Source organism: Arthrobacter sp. Z1-15, from assembly GCF_054792395.1.
Genome location: NZ_CP096454.1, coordinates 575498 through 590834, shown reverse-complemented (window position 1 = coordinate 590834; position 15337 = coordinate 575498). Strand labels below are relative to the sequence as shown.

The 15337-nt window shown below is 65.4% G+C and carries 16 protein-coding genes; 13 read left to right on the top strand and 3 right to left on the bottom strand.

What is annotated here, in order from left to right; translation table 11 throughout:
• Positions 1-289 precede the first annotated feature (289 nt).
• The 6 genes from uriT (M1D40_RS02815) (at position 290) to M1D40_RS02790 (ending at position 6895) form a co-directional block, all read left to right on the top strand.
• Positions 290-1744 (top strand): uridine transporter UriT, encoded by a 1455-nt coding sequence (uriT, locus tag M1D40_RS02815; protein WP_461170122.1) that lies wholly within the window; start codon positions 290-292, stop codon positions 1742-1744.
• Between the two features lie 72 nt (positions 1745-1816).
• Positions 1817-2434: a GNAT family N-acetyltransferase gene (locus M1D40_RS02810; protein WP_461170121.1), complete on the top strand. Its 618-nt coding sequence runs from the start codon at positions 1817-1819 to the stop codon at positions 2432-2434.
• 401 nt (positions 2435-2835) lie between these two features.
• On the top strand, positions 2836-3783 hold the full coding sequence (uriH, locus tag M1D40_RS02805) for a uridine-preferring nucleoside hydrolase UriH (RefSeq protein ID WP_341395618.1): 948 nt from the start codon (positions 2836-2838) through the stop codon (positions 3781-3783).
• A complete protein-coding gene (uriT, locus tag M1D40_RS02800) occupies positions 3780-5204 on the top strand; it encodes a uridine transporter UriT (protein WP_341395619.1) in 1425 nt (474 codons plus the stop codon). The genes uriH and uriT (M1D40_RS02800) overlap by 4 nt, the downstream gene beginning before the upstream one ends.
• Positions 5205-5227: 23 nt before the next feature.
• Positions 5228-6142, top strand: coding sequence for a ribokinase (locus M1D40_RS02795; protein ID WP_341395620.1), 915 nt, complete (start codon positions 5228-5230; stop codon positions 6140-6142).
• Between the two features lie 204 nt (positions 6143-6346).
• A complete protein-coding gene (locus M1D40_RS02790) occupies positions 6347-6895 on the top strand; it encodes a hypothetical protein (protein WP_461170120.1) in 549 nt (182 codons plus the stop codon).
• Positions 6896-6916: 21 nt separating this feature from the next.
• Here M1D40_RS02790 and M1D40_RS02785 read toward each other — a convergent pair whose 3' ends face one another.
• Positions 6917-8587, bottom strand: coding sequence for an FAD-binding dehydrogenase (locus tag M1D40_RS02785; RefSeq protein WP_461170119.1), 1671 nt, complete (start codon positions 8585-8587; stop codon positions 6917-6919).
• A 218-nt stretch (positions 8588-8805) separates the two neighbouring features.
• Here M1D40_RS02785 and M1D40_RS02780 point away from each other — a divergent pair, with 218 nt between their 5' ends.
• Positions 8806-8958, top strand: coding sequence for a hypothetical protein (locus M1D40_RS02780; protein ID WP_341395623.1), 153 nt, complete (start codon positions 8806-8808; stop codon positions 8956-8958).
• A gap of 130 nt (positions 8959-9088) precedes the next feature.
• Here M1D40_RS02780 and M1D40_RS02775 read toward each other — a convergent pair whose 3' ends face one another.
• Positions 9089-9325, bottom strand: a complete 237-nt coding sequence (locus tag M1D40_RS02775) for a YegP family protein (protein WP_341395624.1) — start codon at positions 9323-9325, stop codon at positions 9089-9091.
• 86 nt (positions 9326-9411) lie between these two features.
• The gene (locus M1D40_RS02770) at positions 9412-10422 is read right to left on the bottom strand and encodes an asparaginase (RefSeq protein WP_461170118.1); all 1011 of its coding nucleotides are present in this window, start codon (positions 10420-10422) and stop codon (positions 9412-9414) included.
• Between the two features lie 130 nt (positions 10423-10552).
• Between M1D40_RS02770 and M1D40_RS02765 the strand changes: the two genes are divergently transcribed.
• The 6 genes from M1D40_RS02765 (at position 10553) to M1D40_RS02740 (ending at position 15307) form a co-directional block, all read left to right on the top strand.
• Positions 10553-11032, top strand: a complete 480-nt coding sequence (locus M1D40_RS02765; protein ID WP_341395626.1) for a very short patch repair endonuclease — start codon at positions 10553-10555, stop codon at positions 11030-11032.
• A gap of 25 nt (positions 11033-11057) precedes the next feature.
• A complete protein-coding gene (locus M1D40_RS02760; protein WP_461170117.1) occupies positions 11058-11744 on the top strand; it encodes an HAD family hydrolase in 687 nt (228 codons plus the stop codon).
• A gap of 382 nt (positions 11745-12126) precedes the next feature.
• Complete coding sequence (locus tag M1D40_RS02755) at positions 12127-13230, top strand: Gfo/Idh/MocA family protein (protein WP_461170116.1); 1104 nt, start codon at positions 12127-12129, stop codon at positions 13228-13230.
• Positions 13230-14213: a DUF6807 domain-containing protein gene (locus M1D40_RS02750; RefSeq protein WP_461170115.1), complete on the top strand. Its 984-nt coding sequence runs from the start codon at positions 13230-13232 to the stop codon at positions 14211-14213. The genes M1D40_RS02755 and M1D40_RS02750 overlap by 1 nt, the downstream gene beginning before the upstream one ends.
• Positions 14213-14992, top strand: coding sequence for a cupin domain-containing protein (locus M1D40_RS02745; RefSeq protein WP_461170114.1), 780 nt, complete (start codon positions 14213-14215; stop codon positions 14990-14992). Before M1D40_RS02750 ends, M1D40_RS02745 begins: the two co-directional genes overlap by 1 nt.
• Before the next feature lie 51 nt (positions 14993-15043).
• The gene (locus M1D40_RS02740; protein WP_341395631.1) at positions 15044-15307 is read left to right on the top strand and encodes a hypothetical protein; all 264 of its coding nucleotides are present in this window, start codon (positions 15044-15046) and stop codon (positions 15305-15307) included.
• Positions 15308-15337: the final 30 nt, after the last annotated feature.

Here is a 15337-nt window from a genome sequence, read left to right as displayed (position 1 = left end):
GCCGGCACAGCAATGATTCCCTGTCCTCGTCCCGCTGGCCGGTGAATGTGGTTTTCGCGCCGCTGCCTCTCTTCAACGGAAGTGGCCGCTGACCATGGTTGCCTGTTCGGTCTGGAGCTGACGCAACCAGCGCAGGCCCACGGACGAGATAGCCGACGGCATTCCCGGCGTCTGCGCGAAACCGACATTGCAACGGCCCCGTGTCCCTCAACTCCGCGTCCCTCAATCCGGACCATGAGAAATTCCTAGACCTGGGCGGGTCCTGCCCTTAACGAAGTGAGATAGATCTGTGAGTGAAACAACCCAACGCCGCGTAAACGTGGCTGCCCTGATGACGGCGTTGCTGGCTGCCTGCACGGCGTTCCAACTGAACGCCTCCATGCTGTCCCCGGCCCTGGTCACCATTGAGGAAGAACTCAATACGACGTCGGCGGCGGTCGCCCTGACCCAGACGGCGTTCTTCACGTCCGCGGCTCTCTTCTCTCTGTTCCTGCCGCGGCTGGGTGACATCATCGGCCGCAAGAAGGTCCTCGGCGGCATGCTCGTGGTCCTCACCATCGGTTCCGTGGTGGCCGCTTTGGCACCAAGCATCGAGGTGCTGTTCATCGCCCGCCTGATCCAGGGAGTCTCCGGCCCCACGGTCGCGTTGTCGCTCATCATGCTGCGCGTGGAAATCCATGAGCCCCGGTTGCTCGGCACCCTGATGGGCGTGATTGCCGCTGTGAACGGCGGCATCGCCGGCGTGGACGCCATTGCAGGCGGCTACCTCGCCCAGAATCACGGGTTCGCTTCGGTCTTCTGGGTTATGGCACTTGTCGGCGCCGTCGCCTCCACCCTGCTGATCCTCATGGCCTCCGACTCCACCGCCGAAAAGAAGGAAAAGATGGACTGGGTGGGCGTTGTTCCCCTGGTCATCTCGGTGGGCACCCTGCTGACCGCCTTCAACGAGGCCGGCAAATTGGCCGAGGCCAATTGGCCGCTGGTCATCGGTCTGATCGTCATTGCCGTCATCGCCTTCGCCGTGTTCTGGAAGGTCGAGAACCGCAGCGACCATCCGCTGGTGGCCACGCACCTGCTCAAGCAGCGTTCCACCTGGGCACTGCTCCTGAGCACCGTCCTCACCATGACCGGTGTCTTTGCCGTCATGAACGGCATCCTTCCCGCACTGGCACAGGACAGCATCGTAGGGTTCGGCATGGGGGCCGAAGAATCCGCCTGGTGGACCATTACTCCCTACGCCATCGCCGGCCTGATCATTGGCCCCTTCGCCGGCCGCCTCGCAGGCACCTGGGGTTACGGCAAGGTACTCCGCATCGGCACCATCGGCTCCGTCATCGCCCTGGCGCTGATGCTCCCCGTCGTCGGCAGCGACTCCAAGCTCGGCCTGCTGGCCGTCTCGGTACTGGTCGGCATCACGTATGCCGGCATCGGCAACGTCATGCTCAGCGGCCTGGGCGTCATGCTTTCCCCCAAGGAGAACCCCGGCTTCCTGCCGGGCCTGAACGCGGGAGCCTTCAACCTCGGCGCAGGCCTGAGCTTCGCGGTGATCTACGCCGCGAAAACTGCCACCACAGCAGCCGACGGTTCCGGCACCGAAGGTTACTACGGCGGCATCATCGCCGGCGTGATCATTCTCGGACTGGCTCTGGCGGTGTCCTTCCTCATTCCGAAGCCCGCCGAGGTGGAAACAGGAAATCGCCCCGGAACCCCCGCCGCGGCCGACGCCGAACCTGTTCTGCGCTGACACTGCGGCTTACGCCGTAACAGAGCGCTTCACCAGCGCCCCGGCTTACGCTGCCCGGCTTACGCTGTTCCCATGATTGAGCAGCGTAAGCCGGCACCGCCGTCGTTCCTTGTCCCCGTCCCGCTGGCCGGAGCGCACGTGGCACTCGAACCGCTGTCTCCTGACCACGTCCCCGGACTGATCGAAGCGGTGAAGGACGGCGAGCTCTGGAACACCTGGTACACCCGGATCCCGTCGCCGGACGGCATGGCCCACGAAGTCGAGGCACGGCTGGCACGGCAGGCCGCGGGTTCGGTGGTCCCCTGGGCCATCCGCCGCACCGACACCGGAGCACTCTGCGGCATGACCACTTACCTCAATGTCCGCACCGAGAACCGCAGGCTGGAGATCGGCTCCACCTGGCTTGCTGCCAGTGCCCAGCGGACGCCGATCAACACCGAGGCCAAGCTGCTGCTGCTCACGCGGGCATTCGAGGATCTGGACTGCATCGCAGTGGAGTTCCGCACCCATTGGCACAACCACCAGTCCCGCGCGGCCATCGCCCGGCTGGGCGCCAAGCAGGACGGCGTCCTGCGCAACCATGAGATTTGGCGGGACGGAACGCTGCGGGACACCGTGGTCTTCTCCATCATCAAGAGCGAATGGCCGACCGTCCGGCTCGCGCTGGCTTCCCGTCTGGCCCGTTCCTAGGCGATCCTGTCAAAAGGGATTCCTCCACGCGGGGGCTCCGCAACAGGAGGGAATCCGGCGCCGCGGATCCAGTTGCTGCGCAGAGCGCAGCGCATAGGTTAAGCGCCGTCCCGGCCTGACGCAAATCAGCGCAGGCAGCAACCGGACCCGGGAACAACAGCGGGAAATGCGGGGTGAAAATCGTCGCTATCTTTAATGCAGTGCCCGCCCCTTCAGGGGCCAGTGCCGCCCCTCGAACCGTCTTCCGGCCCCTGCCTGATCCCGTTCCGCTGCGTGCTGCACTGGGTCGCGGCCCGGTCCGTCCCGCACCGCTGCGGCGGCGAGACCGGACAACCGGAAGGGCACTGCACCACCGGGATTTACGGGTCCCTTAGCTAGAACCTCAACGAAGCGGAGATGTTATGCCCACCAAAATCATCCTGGACTGTGATCCCGGTCATGATGATGCGGTCGCCCTGCTGCTGGCACACGGCAGCCCGGAGATCGACCTTCTGGCGGTGACCACCGTCGTCGGAAACCAGACGCTGGAAAAGGTGACCCGCAATGCGCTGGCAATTGCCCGTGTTGCAAATATCACAAACGTTCCCTTCGCTGCGGGCAGTCCGCGCCCCCTGGTGCGGACCATCGAAAATGCTCCGGATATCCATGGTGAATCCGGCATGGACGGCCCCGAACTGCCCGAACCCGCCATCGAGCTGGACCCGCGTCACGCCGTTGACCTGATCATCGAAACCGTCATGGCGCATGAGCCCGGAACGGTCACGCTGGTCCCCACCGGTGGGCTGACCAACATTGCCCTGGCCGTGCGCAAGGAACCGCGCATCGCCGAACGTGTGAAGGAAGTTGTCCTGATGGGCGGCGGCTACCACGTAGGCAACTGGTCCGCGGTGGCCGAGTTCAACATCAAAATCGACCCCGAAGCAGCACACATCGTCTTCAACGAGAAGTGGCCGCTGACCATGGTCGGCCTGGATCTGACACATCAGGCGCTGGCCACGGACGAGGTAGCCGACCGCATCGCCGCCGTCGGCACCAAGCCCGCAAAGTTTGTCGGAGAGCTCCTGGAGTTCTTCGGCCACGCGTACAAGGACGCACAGGGCTTCGATTTCCCGCCGGTGCACGACCCGTGCGCCGTCGCCTACGTCATTGACCGCTCGGTCATGACCACCCGGCGGGTTCCGCTGGACGTGGAGCTGACCGGCACCCTGACCCTGGGCATGACGGTGGCTGACTTCCGCGCGCCGGCGCCCGCTGACTGCAACACCTCCGTGGCCGTCGATCTGGACCACCAGAAGTTCTGGGACCTGATCGTGGACGCCCTGGAGCGGATTGGAGAGGTGGACCTGTGACTGAAACATCCCAGCGCCGCGTAAACGTGGCCGTCCTGATGACGGCACTGCTCGCCGCCTGCGTCGCGTTCCAGCTGAACGCCTCCATGCTGTCCCCCGCCCTGGTCACCATCGAAGAGGAACTCAACACCACTTCAGCGGCGGTTGGCCTGAGCCAGACGGCATTCTTCACGTCCGCCGCCCTCTTCTCCCTGTTCCTGCCGCGGCTTGGCGACATCATCGGCCGCAAAAAGGTCCTCGGCGGCATGCTCGTGGTCCTGACCATCGGCTCCGTGGTGGCCGCGCTGGCGCCCAGCATCGAGGTGCTGTTCATCGCCCGCCTCATCCAGGGTGTCTCCGGCCCCGTAGTTCCGCTCGCACTGATCATGCTGCGCGTGGAAATCCGCGAGCCGAAGCTTTACGGCACCCTGATGGGTGTCATTACCGCAGTCAACGGCGGCATCGCCGGCGTGGACGCCATTGCAGGCGGCTACCTCGCCCAGAACCACGGGTTCGCTTCGGTCTTCTGGGCCATGGCCATCGTGGGCGCCATTGCCTCCGCCCTGCTGATCTTCCTGGCTCCGGAGTCCACGGCCGAAAAGAAGGAAAAGATGGACTGGGTGGGCGTTGTTCCCCTGGTCATCTCGGTGGGCACCCTGCTGACCGCCTTCAACGAGGCCGGCAAGCTGGCCGCAGCCAACTGGCCCCTGGTCATTGGTCTGATCGTCATTGCCGTCATCGCCTTCGCCGTGTTCTGGAAGGTCGAGAACCGCAGCGACCACCCGCTGGTGGCCACGCACCTGCTCAAGCAGCGTTCCACCTGGTCACTGCTGCTCACCACGCTGCTGACCATGACCGGTGTCTTTGCCGTCATGAACGGCATCATTCCGGCCCTCGCCCAGGACGGCGTCGTCGGCTTTGGTCTCGGCGCCGAAGAATCCGCCTGGTGGACGCTGACCCCGTATGCCATCGCCGGCCTGCTGATCGGCCCGTTTGCCGGCCGTCTGGCCGCAACCTGGGGCTACGGCAAGGTACTCCGGATCGGCATGATCGGTTCCGTGATCGCCCTGGCGCTGATGCTCCTGGTGGTCGGCAGCGACTCCAAGCTCGGCCTGCTGGGCGTTTCGGTGCTGATCGGTATTACCTATGCCGGAATTGGCAACATCATGCTCAACGGCCTGGGCATCGTGCTCTCCCCCAAGGAGAACCCCGGCTTCTTGCCGGGCCTGAACGCGGGAGCCTTCAACCTCGGCGCAGGCCTGAGCTTTGCGGTAATTTACGCCGTGAAGACGGCGACCACCGCAGCCGACGGTTCCGGCACCGAAGGCTACTACGGCGGTATCATTGCCGGTCTGGTAATTCTCGGACTGGCCCTTGCCTCGTCCTTCCTGATTCCCAAGCCGGTCCACGCTGAAGTTTCAGCCGACGCCGGCACCCGCTGATCCCCACCTAGGAGAATCCCCGCATGACCGCCGGAAAAGTTGTAGTTGTTGGCTCGCTCAACGCTGACCTGACCGTCCGCACCGATCGCTTCCCCTCCCCGGGAGAAACGCTCAACGGCTCGGAACTGGTGATTGTCCCGGGCGGCAAGAGCGCCAACCAGGCCGCTGCAGCGGCTATTCTGGGCGCAGATGTACGGCTCTTCGGCGCCGTCGGCGCTGACGGCCACGGAGATCTCCTGCTGAAGGCAGCAGCTGATGCAGGGGTAGATGCCTCACGGGTGCTTCGCCGGACGGATACGGCGACCGGCACTGCCATGATCGTCGTGGATGCTGCCGGTGAGAACACCATCATTGTCTCCCCCGGCGCCAACGGCACCGTCACCGGTGCTGAACTTCCGGCGGACCTGTTCGACGACGCCGCCGTCCTCTGCCTGAGCCTGGAAGTCCCGCTCGAAGCGGTGGCAGCTGCGGCCCAGGCAGGGCACGACGCCGGTGCCACCGTACTGCTGAACCTCTCGCCGTACCGCGAGGTTCCCGCCGAGCTGCTGGCGCTGACGGACGTCCTGCTGGTCAACGCCCACGAGGCGGCACAGGTTTCCGGGCTGGCCGACCCGGCCGCGGACTGGGAAGCCGTCATTGCTGCCTTCGCCCGCCTGGGCATTCACCGGGCCGTCATCACTCTGGGCGGGGACGGCGCCGTCGTGCTGGACGGAACCGCTGAAGGGGCGGACCGGATTGTTGCCGCGGCCCCAACCCGGGTAACGGCAGTGGATACGACCGGCTGCGGCGATGCCTTCACGGCTGCCACCGCTGCCCGGCTGGCTGCCGGTGATTCCCTGCCGGCCGCCGCCGAGTTCGCCGCCCGGGCCGGCGCACTGGCTGCGACGCTTCCGGGCGCGCAGTCCTCCTACACGGCGCTGCTGGGACTCGGCGCCTAGGTTCTCAGCGAGAGGGCCGGGACCGGTTAACCGCCGGACCCGGCCCTTTCTGCGTGCCCCGGTTCAGCCGTAAGGACCAGATCCTTTCCCGAAGAACAGTTTTCAAAGCCAGTCTTAGTGCTGAGGCGCACGGGCCGGGCCCCCACTACGCTGGAGGGCAGATGCGGCAGACCTGCTGCACGTAGCCGGCTTATAGGGGAAAGCATGTCTGAGCAGACGCCGCAGGAAAACAACTACAACTACAACGCCTACGCCGGGGGTCAAACACCTGACGCGCCGGCGGCTCCGGTACGGCCCAAGCAGGTGGAAATATCCTTTTGGCTGCTCATAGCCTCCCTCCTTATTTCAGTGGTGAGCGTGCCCCTCACGATTGCGGCCTTCAACAGCCCCGAAAGCCGGGCGGAGACCGAAGCCGAGCTGCAGCGGCAAAACGTCGCCGGACTCACCGTGGATGATGCCATCGCCGCTACCGTCGCCTTTTTGGTGATCACGGCAGTCATCAGCGTGGCCATCACCCTCCTGGTAGCCATTTTTATCCGCAAGGGCCACAACTGGGCCCGCATTGTCCTGACCGTCTTCGCCGTCCTGTCCCTGCTGTCCCTGCTGGTCCCGTCAGCGGCAACCGCACTGGGCATCGCAGGAATGGTGCTGATCCTGGCAGCCGCCGTGCTTTTGTATGTGACACCCGCTCCTGCGTATTTCGCGGCCATGAAGCAGTACCGGCACGCCAAAAAATTCGGTCAGGCGTACTGAGCCTGCACCGACCGGTAATCCTTAGCGGCCGGCCGCCCGGCCGGCCGCCCGGCCGCTGAACAGGCACCCGCCCAGGAACGTCCCCTCCAGGGAACGGTAGCCATGCATGCCGCCGCCGCCGAAACCGGCTGCCTCGCCGGCCGCATACAGTCCCGGGACCGGTTCGCCGGCGGCACCGAGCACGCGGGAGTCCAGGTCCGTTTCCAACCCGCCCAGCGTTTTGCGGGTCAGCACCGAAAGCCGGACCGCGATCAGCGGCCCGTCTTTGGGTTCCAGAATTGGGCGGGGAGCAGCAGTCCGGATCAGCCGGTCGCCCAGGTAGCTGCGGGCTCCGCGGATGGCCGTGACCTGGCTGTCCTTGCTGAAGGGGTTCGCTATTTCACGGTCCCGCGCAACGAGCTCCCCGCGCACGGCCTCAGCCGAGAGCACCGGCGCTTGTCCATCGGTGGAGTCCTTCGCCAGTGCATTCATCCCGGCAACCAGCTCCTCCACGGAACCGGCCGTGATGAAGTCCTCGCCGTGGTCCAGGAACTGCTGCACCGGACCGGGAATGCCTGCCGTCGCCCGGCCGAGGACATCGCGCACTGATTTTCCTGTCAGGTCCGGATTCTGTTCCGAGCCGGAGAGGGCGAATTCCTTGCGGATAATTGCCTTGTTCAAAATGAACCAGCTGTAGTCGTGCCCCGTGGTGCGCAGGTGCTCGAGGGTCCCCAGGGTGTCGAATCCGGGAAACAGCGGCACCGGAAGCCGGTTCCCCGCCGCGTCCAGCCACAGCGAGGACGGCCCGGGCAGGATCCGGATCCCGTGGTTCGGCCAGACGGGGTTCCAGTTCCTGATGCCCTCCACGTAGTGCCACATGCGGTCCGGGTTGATGACGCGCCCGCCCGCGGCGGCGCTGGCCGTGATGCCGCGGCCGTCCACGTGTCCGGGTACGCCGCTGAGCATCGTGTGCGGCGGGCTGCCCAGCCGTTCCGGCCAGGCGGCACGCACCAGGTCATGGTCGCCGCCGATACCTCCGGTGGTCACGACGACGGCGCCGGCCGAGAACTCAAAGTCGCCCGCCCGGGTGCGGCTGGTCACGGTGCCGCGGGCCGCCGTCGTCGGCTCCAGCACGGCGCCGCGGATTCCGGTGACGACGCCGTTGACCACCGTCAGCTCCTCCATCCGGTGCCGGAAGGCCAGGCGCACCACACCCCGGTCGGCGCCGTCGCGCACCTTGGCCTCAAACGGGGCGGTAACTCCGGGCCCTGTGCCCCAGGTGATGTGGAAGCGCGGCACCGAGTTGCCGGGACCGGTGGCACCGTAGCCGCCGCGCTCGGCCCAGCCGACAACGGGAAAGATGCGGTGCCCCATACCGTGCAGCCAGGAGCGTTTCTCTCCGGCAGCGAAGTGGACGTAGGCCTCGGCCCAGCGGCGCGGCCAATAGTCCTCGGGCCGGTCAAAGCCCGCAGTGCCCAGCCAGTCCTGCCACGCCAGCTCGACGGAGTCCTTGATGCGCAGCCTGCGCTGCTCCGGGCTGTCCACCAGGAACAGCCCGCCGAAGGACCACCAGGCCTGTCCGCCGAGGCTGCCCTCGCCCTCCTGCTCCACCAAGATGACGGAACGGCCGGCGTCAATCAGCTCCGCGGTGGCCACGAGCCCCGCCAGCCCGGCCCCTACAACAATGACGTCTGCGTCTTTGGTTGGCTGCATCCGGTTCACGCTACCGGCAGCTTTCCCCTCTGGCTAGGGAGGATACTCACCGGAATGACGGTACGCGCCCGGGGTGTCTTCCCTCTCCCGGCACCCACTTGGCGGTTGCCCCTTTCTGCGGGGGGACGACGTTTCCTAGACTGGGCCTATAGCTGCTCTTCGCAGAGGACCAATCCTGCGCAGAGCCTGTGTCCGCCTCGACTTGACTGGAGAAGACCATGACTGAGAAGGAAACGCCCGCAGGCAATGAAGACAAGGACCGCATCCACAACGAGGCCCCCTCGGAAGGTGACACCTCGCAGTCGCCTGACTCCGAGCGCCGGCACACGCAGGAACCCGCTGAGGGAGATGACCCGGACGGGAAGAAATAGCGGGGAACCGTAAGCCCCGCAGCAGGATCCTGAATATGCAGCAACTTGAATATGTGCAGCACAAAGGCCTTGGGTTTCCGGTGGGAAACCCAAGGCCTAATTGATGGACCCGCTCATTCGGTAAAAGCCGCTAGGAGGCCCGTGCCCTTCCTTCATTGCGGCTGGCGTCGCCGAGCACGTCGGCATCGGAGCTTTGATCAACCACCGGCCCCGTCCCGGCAATCTCCCGCAGCAGCTCAATACCCGCAACTGCCTCCTGCTTTGTAGGGAACATCGCTGACACCGCCATCAACGCGCCGTCACCGGAAATGAGCTTGATCCGGAACGCGCCGTCATGTGCGTCTACCAGCTTGAAGTAGCCCGACATCTCTTACCTCCTTGTAAGGGGTACCACTCGTGCCCTTAATAGTAAGCCAGCTTAGGGACAGTGGGACCCTCCGATTCACAAAACACCTACACCGTGTCTGCAGCACTTGCGGAACCGGCAGCCGCTCCTCCCGGAGCTGCCGTCAGAGCATGCAGGATCTGTTCGGGAGTGGCCGGCTGCGATGTCAGCAGCGCCGCGAGGATGCGTGCCTGCGGCGGCTTCAAATCTCCGGAGGGAATCGCTCCGGCACGTACCAGGTCAATCCCTCCCCCGTCCCCGTAGGTGGGAACGACCGGCCCCTCCGGAACCCGGGAACTGAGGACAACGAAGCACCCGGCGCGCACGGCATCCTGGACCGCCTCCGCAAAGCCCGGCCCGGCGTTGCCCAGCCCCGTTCCGGCCAGCACCACGGCATTGCTGCCGGCTCGGACGGCGTAGGAAAACAGATCGGTGCCGGCGCCCGGGGAACAGTCGATGATCTCCACCCGCGTCGTGTCAAAGTCCTCATTGGGCATGGCCAGCGGAGCAGGGCGGAGCGGCCGCGCGGTCACATGCAGGGTGTCCCCGATAAAGTGCGCCACTTCGGTGCCGCCGGCAAAGGGATTGGCTGCCTGTGTGCTGGTGCTGCGAAGACCCCGGGCCGAGCGAATCACACCGGCAAAGGACACCAGCACGCCCGCGCCCCTCAAATCCGGTGACGCGGCAGCCTCCACAGCTTCCTCAAGGTTGAGCGGACCGTCCGGAGCTACGCTGTCCGCGGGCCGCACTGAGCCGGTGAACACCACGGGTTTCGGGGAGGCATGCACCAAATCCAGAAGGAAGGCCGTCTCCTCCATGGTGTCTGTCCCGTGCGTGATGACGACGCCGTCAACCGTGGAATCCAGCAGGGCGTTGCGGGCGGCCTGCGCGATGGTCCGCAGATGCGAGAACTGCAGCCGGTAACTTCCGCTCACCATGATGTCCCGGACGCTGACCGTGTGCCGGCGGGAGAGTGTTTTGATCAGTTCCTCAACGCGTTCCGAGGCCACCAGCCCGCCTCCCGCCGTGCTGCGGGACGCTATGGTGCCCCCGGTACCCAGAATTCGAATCGATGCCACTGGCTGACCCTTCACGTGTTTAACCTGTCTAGCCAACGTAGGACGCCTGCCCTGCCGGTGCCTAGGGGAAGTCGCGGTACCGGCACCTCCCACCGTCATCCCGGCCACAGCCCCTGCATAGACTGGAACCATGGCCGATACCGTCAGTGCTGAACAGCGCAGCCGGAATATGTCCCGGATCCGCAGCAAAAACACCAAACCCGAGCTTCTGGTCCGGCGCCTTCTCCATGCCGCCGGGTACCGCTTCCGCCTCCACGGTGCAGCGGGGGGAACCTTGTTGCCCGGGAAGCCCGATCTGGTCTTCGCGTCGCGGCGGAAGGTGATCTTTGTCAACGGCTGTTTCTGGCACCTCCACAGTTGTCCTGCGGGCCGGCACGCCCCGCAGACCAACAGCGCTTTCTGGTCGGAAAAGCGAAACCGGACTGCTCAGCGCGATGCCGCGGCGGTCCAGTCCCTGTCCGCAGCCGGATGGGAGTCCCTCACCGTATGGGAATGCGAACTCAAGGACCGGGCGGACCTCGAGGCACAGCTCACTGCCTTCCTCGGACCGCGTCAGCACGGCATGCCGCCCGCCGACGGGGATCCCGGTAGGAATAGACTCAAAACCTGAGCGCACTCAATGGGAGGAACATATTATGGCCGGCAGTACCGTGAAGCGCGGCGTGCTTTTCGACGTCGACGGAACCTTGGTGGATTCAAACTATCTGCACGCTGTTGCCTGGTGGCAGGCCTTCCGCCGCTTTGACTACGACGTCCCCATGTCGGCCATCCACCGGGCCATCGGTATGGGCGGAGACAAGCTCGTGGAGCACCTGCTCGGTGACCGCGACGAGGACCGGGATGAACAGCTGGACTCAACTCACGGGGCCATCTTTTCCACCTGGTGGCCGTCCCTTCGATCCTTTGACGGCGCCCGTGAGCTCCTGTCGATCTGTGCCGATAAGGATCTGACGGTGGTCCTGGCGTCATCTGCGTCCGACGCCGAGCTGAAGGTGCTGCGCACAGTGATTGACGCCGATTCCGCCATCAGCGCCGCCACCAGCTCAGCCGATGCCGAAGAGTCAAAGCCCTCACCGAACATTCTGCAGTCTGCGCTGGATTCCTCCGGCCTGGCAGCCTCGGACACGGTTTTTGTTGGAGATTCGGTCTGGGATGTGAAGGCAGCCGCGGCTCTGGAGATCCCCACCATCGGCCTGCTCTGCGGCGGCACCAGTGAAGCGGAACTGCGCGACGCCGGTGCCGAAGAGATCTGGAACAACCCGCGTGAACTGTTCGAAAGTCTGGGCGACTCCCTGCTGGGCAAGCTGGCGGCCCGCGCTTAGGCAATCGCACGCAGGCAGGGCCGCGCCTCTGCCGTTCACGGACGAACAGCGGACGTGCACAGGGTCGCGGGGCCGGGACGTGCACAGGGCCGGGGCCGGGACGTGCACAGAGCCGGGGCCGTGCCGTACACAGGCCGTGCACAGGGCCGGGGACACACAGTGTCTCCGGCCCTTTTCCTTAACCTTTTCCCTAACCTTCCTGAACCCCCAAGGGCCCCTTCCAGGACCCCCAGGTGCCGCAGGGCCTGCTCACATGTGATTGACACCACCACAATTCTGTACAAGGGTAGGCCCATCGGAAGCCGCTTTCCAAGGCCCTGGCAGGCCTTTCTTGGCGGTCTGTTGCCTCTATGTTTTCTGCCTATCCCTGGAGCCTTCGCACATGACACGTCCCCTCTTCCGCACAGCCATCGTTGGCACCGGCGGCATCGCCCACGCACATGCCCAGAGCATGTCGACCCTGAGCGACAGGGCACAGGTGGTGGCCGCCGTCGACATCGATCCCGCGAGGCTCGCGGAGTTCTGCGATAAGTGGGACATCCCAAACCGGTATTCCTCCCTGACGGAGCTGCTGGCGGCCGAGGAGCTGGACCTGGTCCATCTGTGCACGCCGCCGGGTTTCCACAAGGGCCAGGCCGTTGAAGCGCTCCGCAGCAACGTGAATGTACTGTCTGAAAAGCCTCCTGCACTGACTCTGGCGGACATGGACGAAATCGCTGAGGCCGAGTCCGCGTCCGAGGCCTTTTTCGCCACGGTCTTCCAGCACCGCTTTGGATCCGGGGCGGAGAATCTGAAGCGGCTGATGGGCGGGGAGGATCTGGGCCGCCCCCTGGCTGCGATCTGCAACACCCTCTGGTACCGGCCCGACAGCTATTTCGACCTGCCGTGGCGGGGGCAGTGGCTGGTGGAAGGCGGCGGACCCACTATGGGCCACGGCATCCATCAGTTCGATCTCCTGCTTTCAATTTTGGGAAACTGGAGCGAAGTTACGGCCGTCGCTGCCCGCCAGGCACTTCCCACCAATACCGAGGACTTCTCCGCCGCGATTGTCAGCTTCGAGAACGGCGCCGTTGCCACCGTCATCAACAGCCTCCTGGCCCCGAACGAAACCAGCTACCTGCGCTTCGATTTCAGCGGTGCCACCGTTGAGCTCGAGCACCTGTACGGATACTCGGATGACAGCTGGGCTCTCACCCCGGCCCCCGGCCACGAAGACCTGGAACGCCAGTGGAAAGAGGGGTTGACGGGCCGGCCCTCAGGACATTCCTCGCAGTTTGCCGCCATTTTTGACGCCCTCGAGACCGGCAGCGTGCCTCCGGTCAGCAGCACCGACTCCCGGCTGACCATGGAGCTGGTGGCTGCCATTTATGCCTCTGCGTTCACGCGCAAACCCGTGGTGCGCGGCCAGATAGATTCAACCTCCCCCTTCTACGGCACCATGGACGGCAATGCCGCGCCGTGGGCCGACGTGAAAGAGAGCCACTAATGTCCCAGCCCCACTCCACCCTCACCGAACCGGGCCGCCCGGGGCTGTCCCTGGATCACGAGCACGGCCGAAGCCTGCGGGTGGCTTTCGACGGCACGGAGATCTTCCGGTATGTCTACGGCCCGTGGGACCCCCAGTTTGAGTCCCCCCGCCCCTATTTCCACCCCCTGACGACCCTGGGCGGCAGGGAAGTCAGCACCTACCGTCCCCATGACCACCTGTGGCACAAGGGAATGGCGTGGTCCCTTCCCAACGTCGGTACGGAGAACTTCTGGGGCGGCCCCACGTACAACCGCGGCCGCGGTTACGAGCAGCTGGAAAACAACGGCTCCACCAACCACGTGGAGTTCACCTCCCTGGAGGTGGGTCCCGAGCGCATCTCCGTAGTGGAAAACCTGGAGTGGGTCACCCAGGGCGGAGAACTGTGGGTCCGTGAAGAGCGTCGGTTTGGAGTCGAGGTGCTCGACAGCGGGGAGCAGGGCGCCTGGACACTGACCTATTCCACCCGCTTCACGAACGTCTCCGGGGCGGAGATAGTGATGGGGAGTCCCACTACGAAAGGCCGCGAAAACGCCGGCTACGGCGGGCTGTTCTGGCGCGGCCCGCGGTCCTTCACGGGCGGCTCCGTTTATGTGCCCGGGCGTGAAGGCGGAGATGACCTCAATGGAATCCGCTCCCCCTGGATGGCGTTCAGCGGCCGGCATGACGGAGAGGGCGGCGCCTCCACCCTGGTGTTCGTGGATTCCCCGAACAACTCCTATCCCGGCGGGGAGAACACGGAGTGGTTTGTCCGCACCGGTATCTTCGCCGTCGTCAGCCCCTCCCCGTATTACTCCACGGAGCTGACTTTCGAACCGGGCACCAGCCTGTCCTATGAATATGCCGTGGTCATTGCGGATGAGGACCGGGGTCTGGAGGGCTCGGCGGAATTGGCCGCTGCCAGCCTGCACCTGCTGGGCTCGTCCGCGGCAGCGGGCCGCTGATGCTGTCCGCGCCCGGCGGTACACCGGCAGGTTTTCCCGGCGGCACCGGCGTCACGCGCATCAACGTGTACACCTGGGACGCAGTGGACGGCCAGTGCGGCGGCAGTCCGCACCTTCATACCGCCACCACAGAAAGTTACGTGGTGGTGGCGGGCCGCGGCCGGGTTCAGACGCTGAGCTCCACCGGATTCGATGAGCATCCGCTCACGCCCGGAACGGTTCTGTGGTTCACTCCCGGAACGGTGCACCGGTTAGTCAACGACGACGGAGCCCTGGAAATCGTCGCAGTCATGGGCAATTCGGGGCTGCCCGAAAACGGCGACGCCGTTCTCACCTTTCCGGAACCGTACCTTGACGATCCGGAAAGGTACCGCCTGGCCGCCACGCTGCCCGGCGACGGCACGGTGGAAGCCCGGGAAGCCGCAGTAGTTGCCCGCCGGGACCTTGCAATGGAAGGTTTCCTGGCCCTGCGTTCCCGGGTGGAGGCCGAGGGACCGCAGGCGCTGGAGCATCTTTACCGGCAGGCGGCAGCACTCGTTCAGGACAAGGTCGGCACCTGGAGCGCCCTTGTCCGCAACGGTCCCCTGGCACAGGCCCGGCAGAGTCTGGAGCACTTGGAGCAGCTAAGCCGCGCCGACGGCAGCCACCTGCACAACGCCGTCGTCCGTTCCGCCTCGCCCACCTCCGCGGAGCCCGTGTACGGGATGTGCGGAAGGCTCCAGACCTGGAACCTGATGCCCTCTGCCGCGGAACCGGCCACTCCGGTGCGGCCGGGCTGACGGTGCATGCCAGTGGTAGTCTCGACAATTCCCGCAGAGAGAGGACACTACGTGACCACTGAACCCACCGGCCCTGCCAATAATGACGAGGATCCGCTGGGGCCCAGCGCCCCGCAGCCCGAACCCACCGGAGACCCGCGCCGGCCCGGCTCTTCCGAGCACAGCGCCGACAACATCCGTGACGATCAGGGCACCGCTCCGGGCGGCACAGTTCCCGCCGGTCATTCCGGCGACTCGGACGGCTCCGGCCCCGGGGAGGACAGCGGTTCAGCGCCCGAGGACGCCCTGAAAGACCCTGAATCCGCCGACGGCTGACCTGCCTGAGGCAAGCCCCTCCTGTGGCCG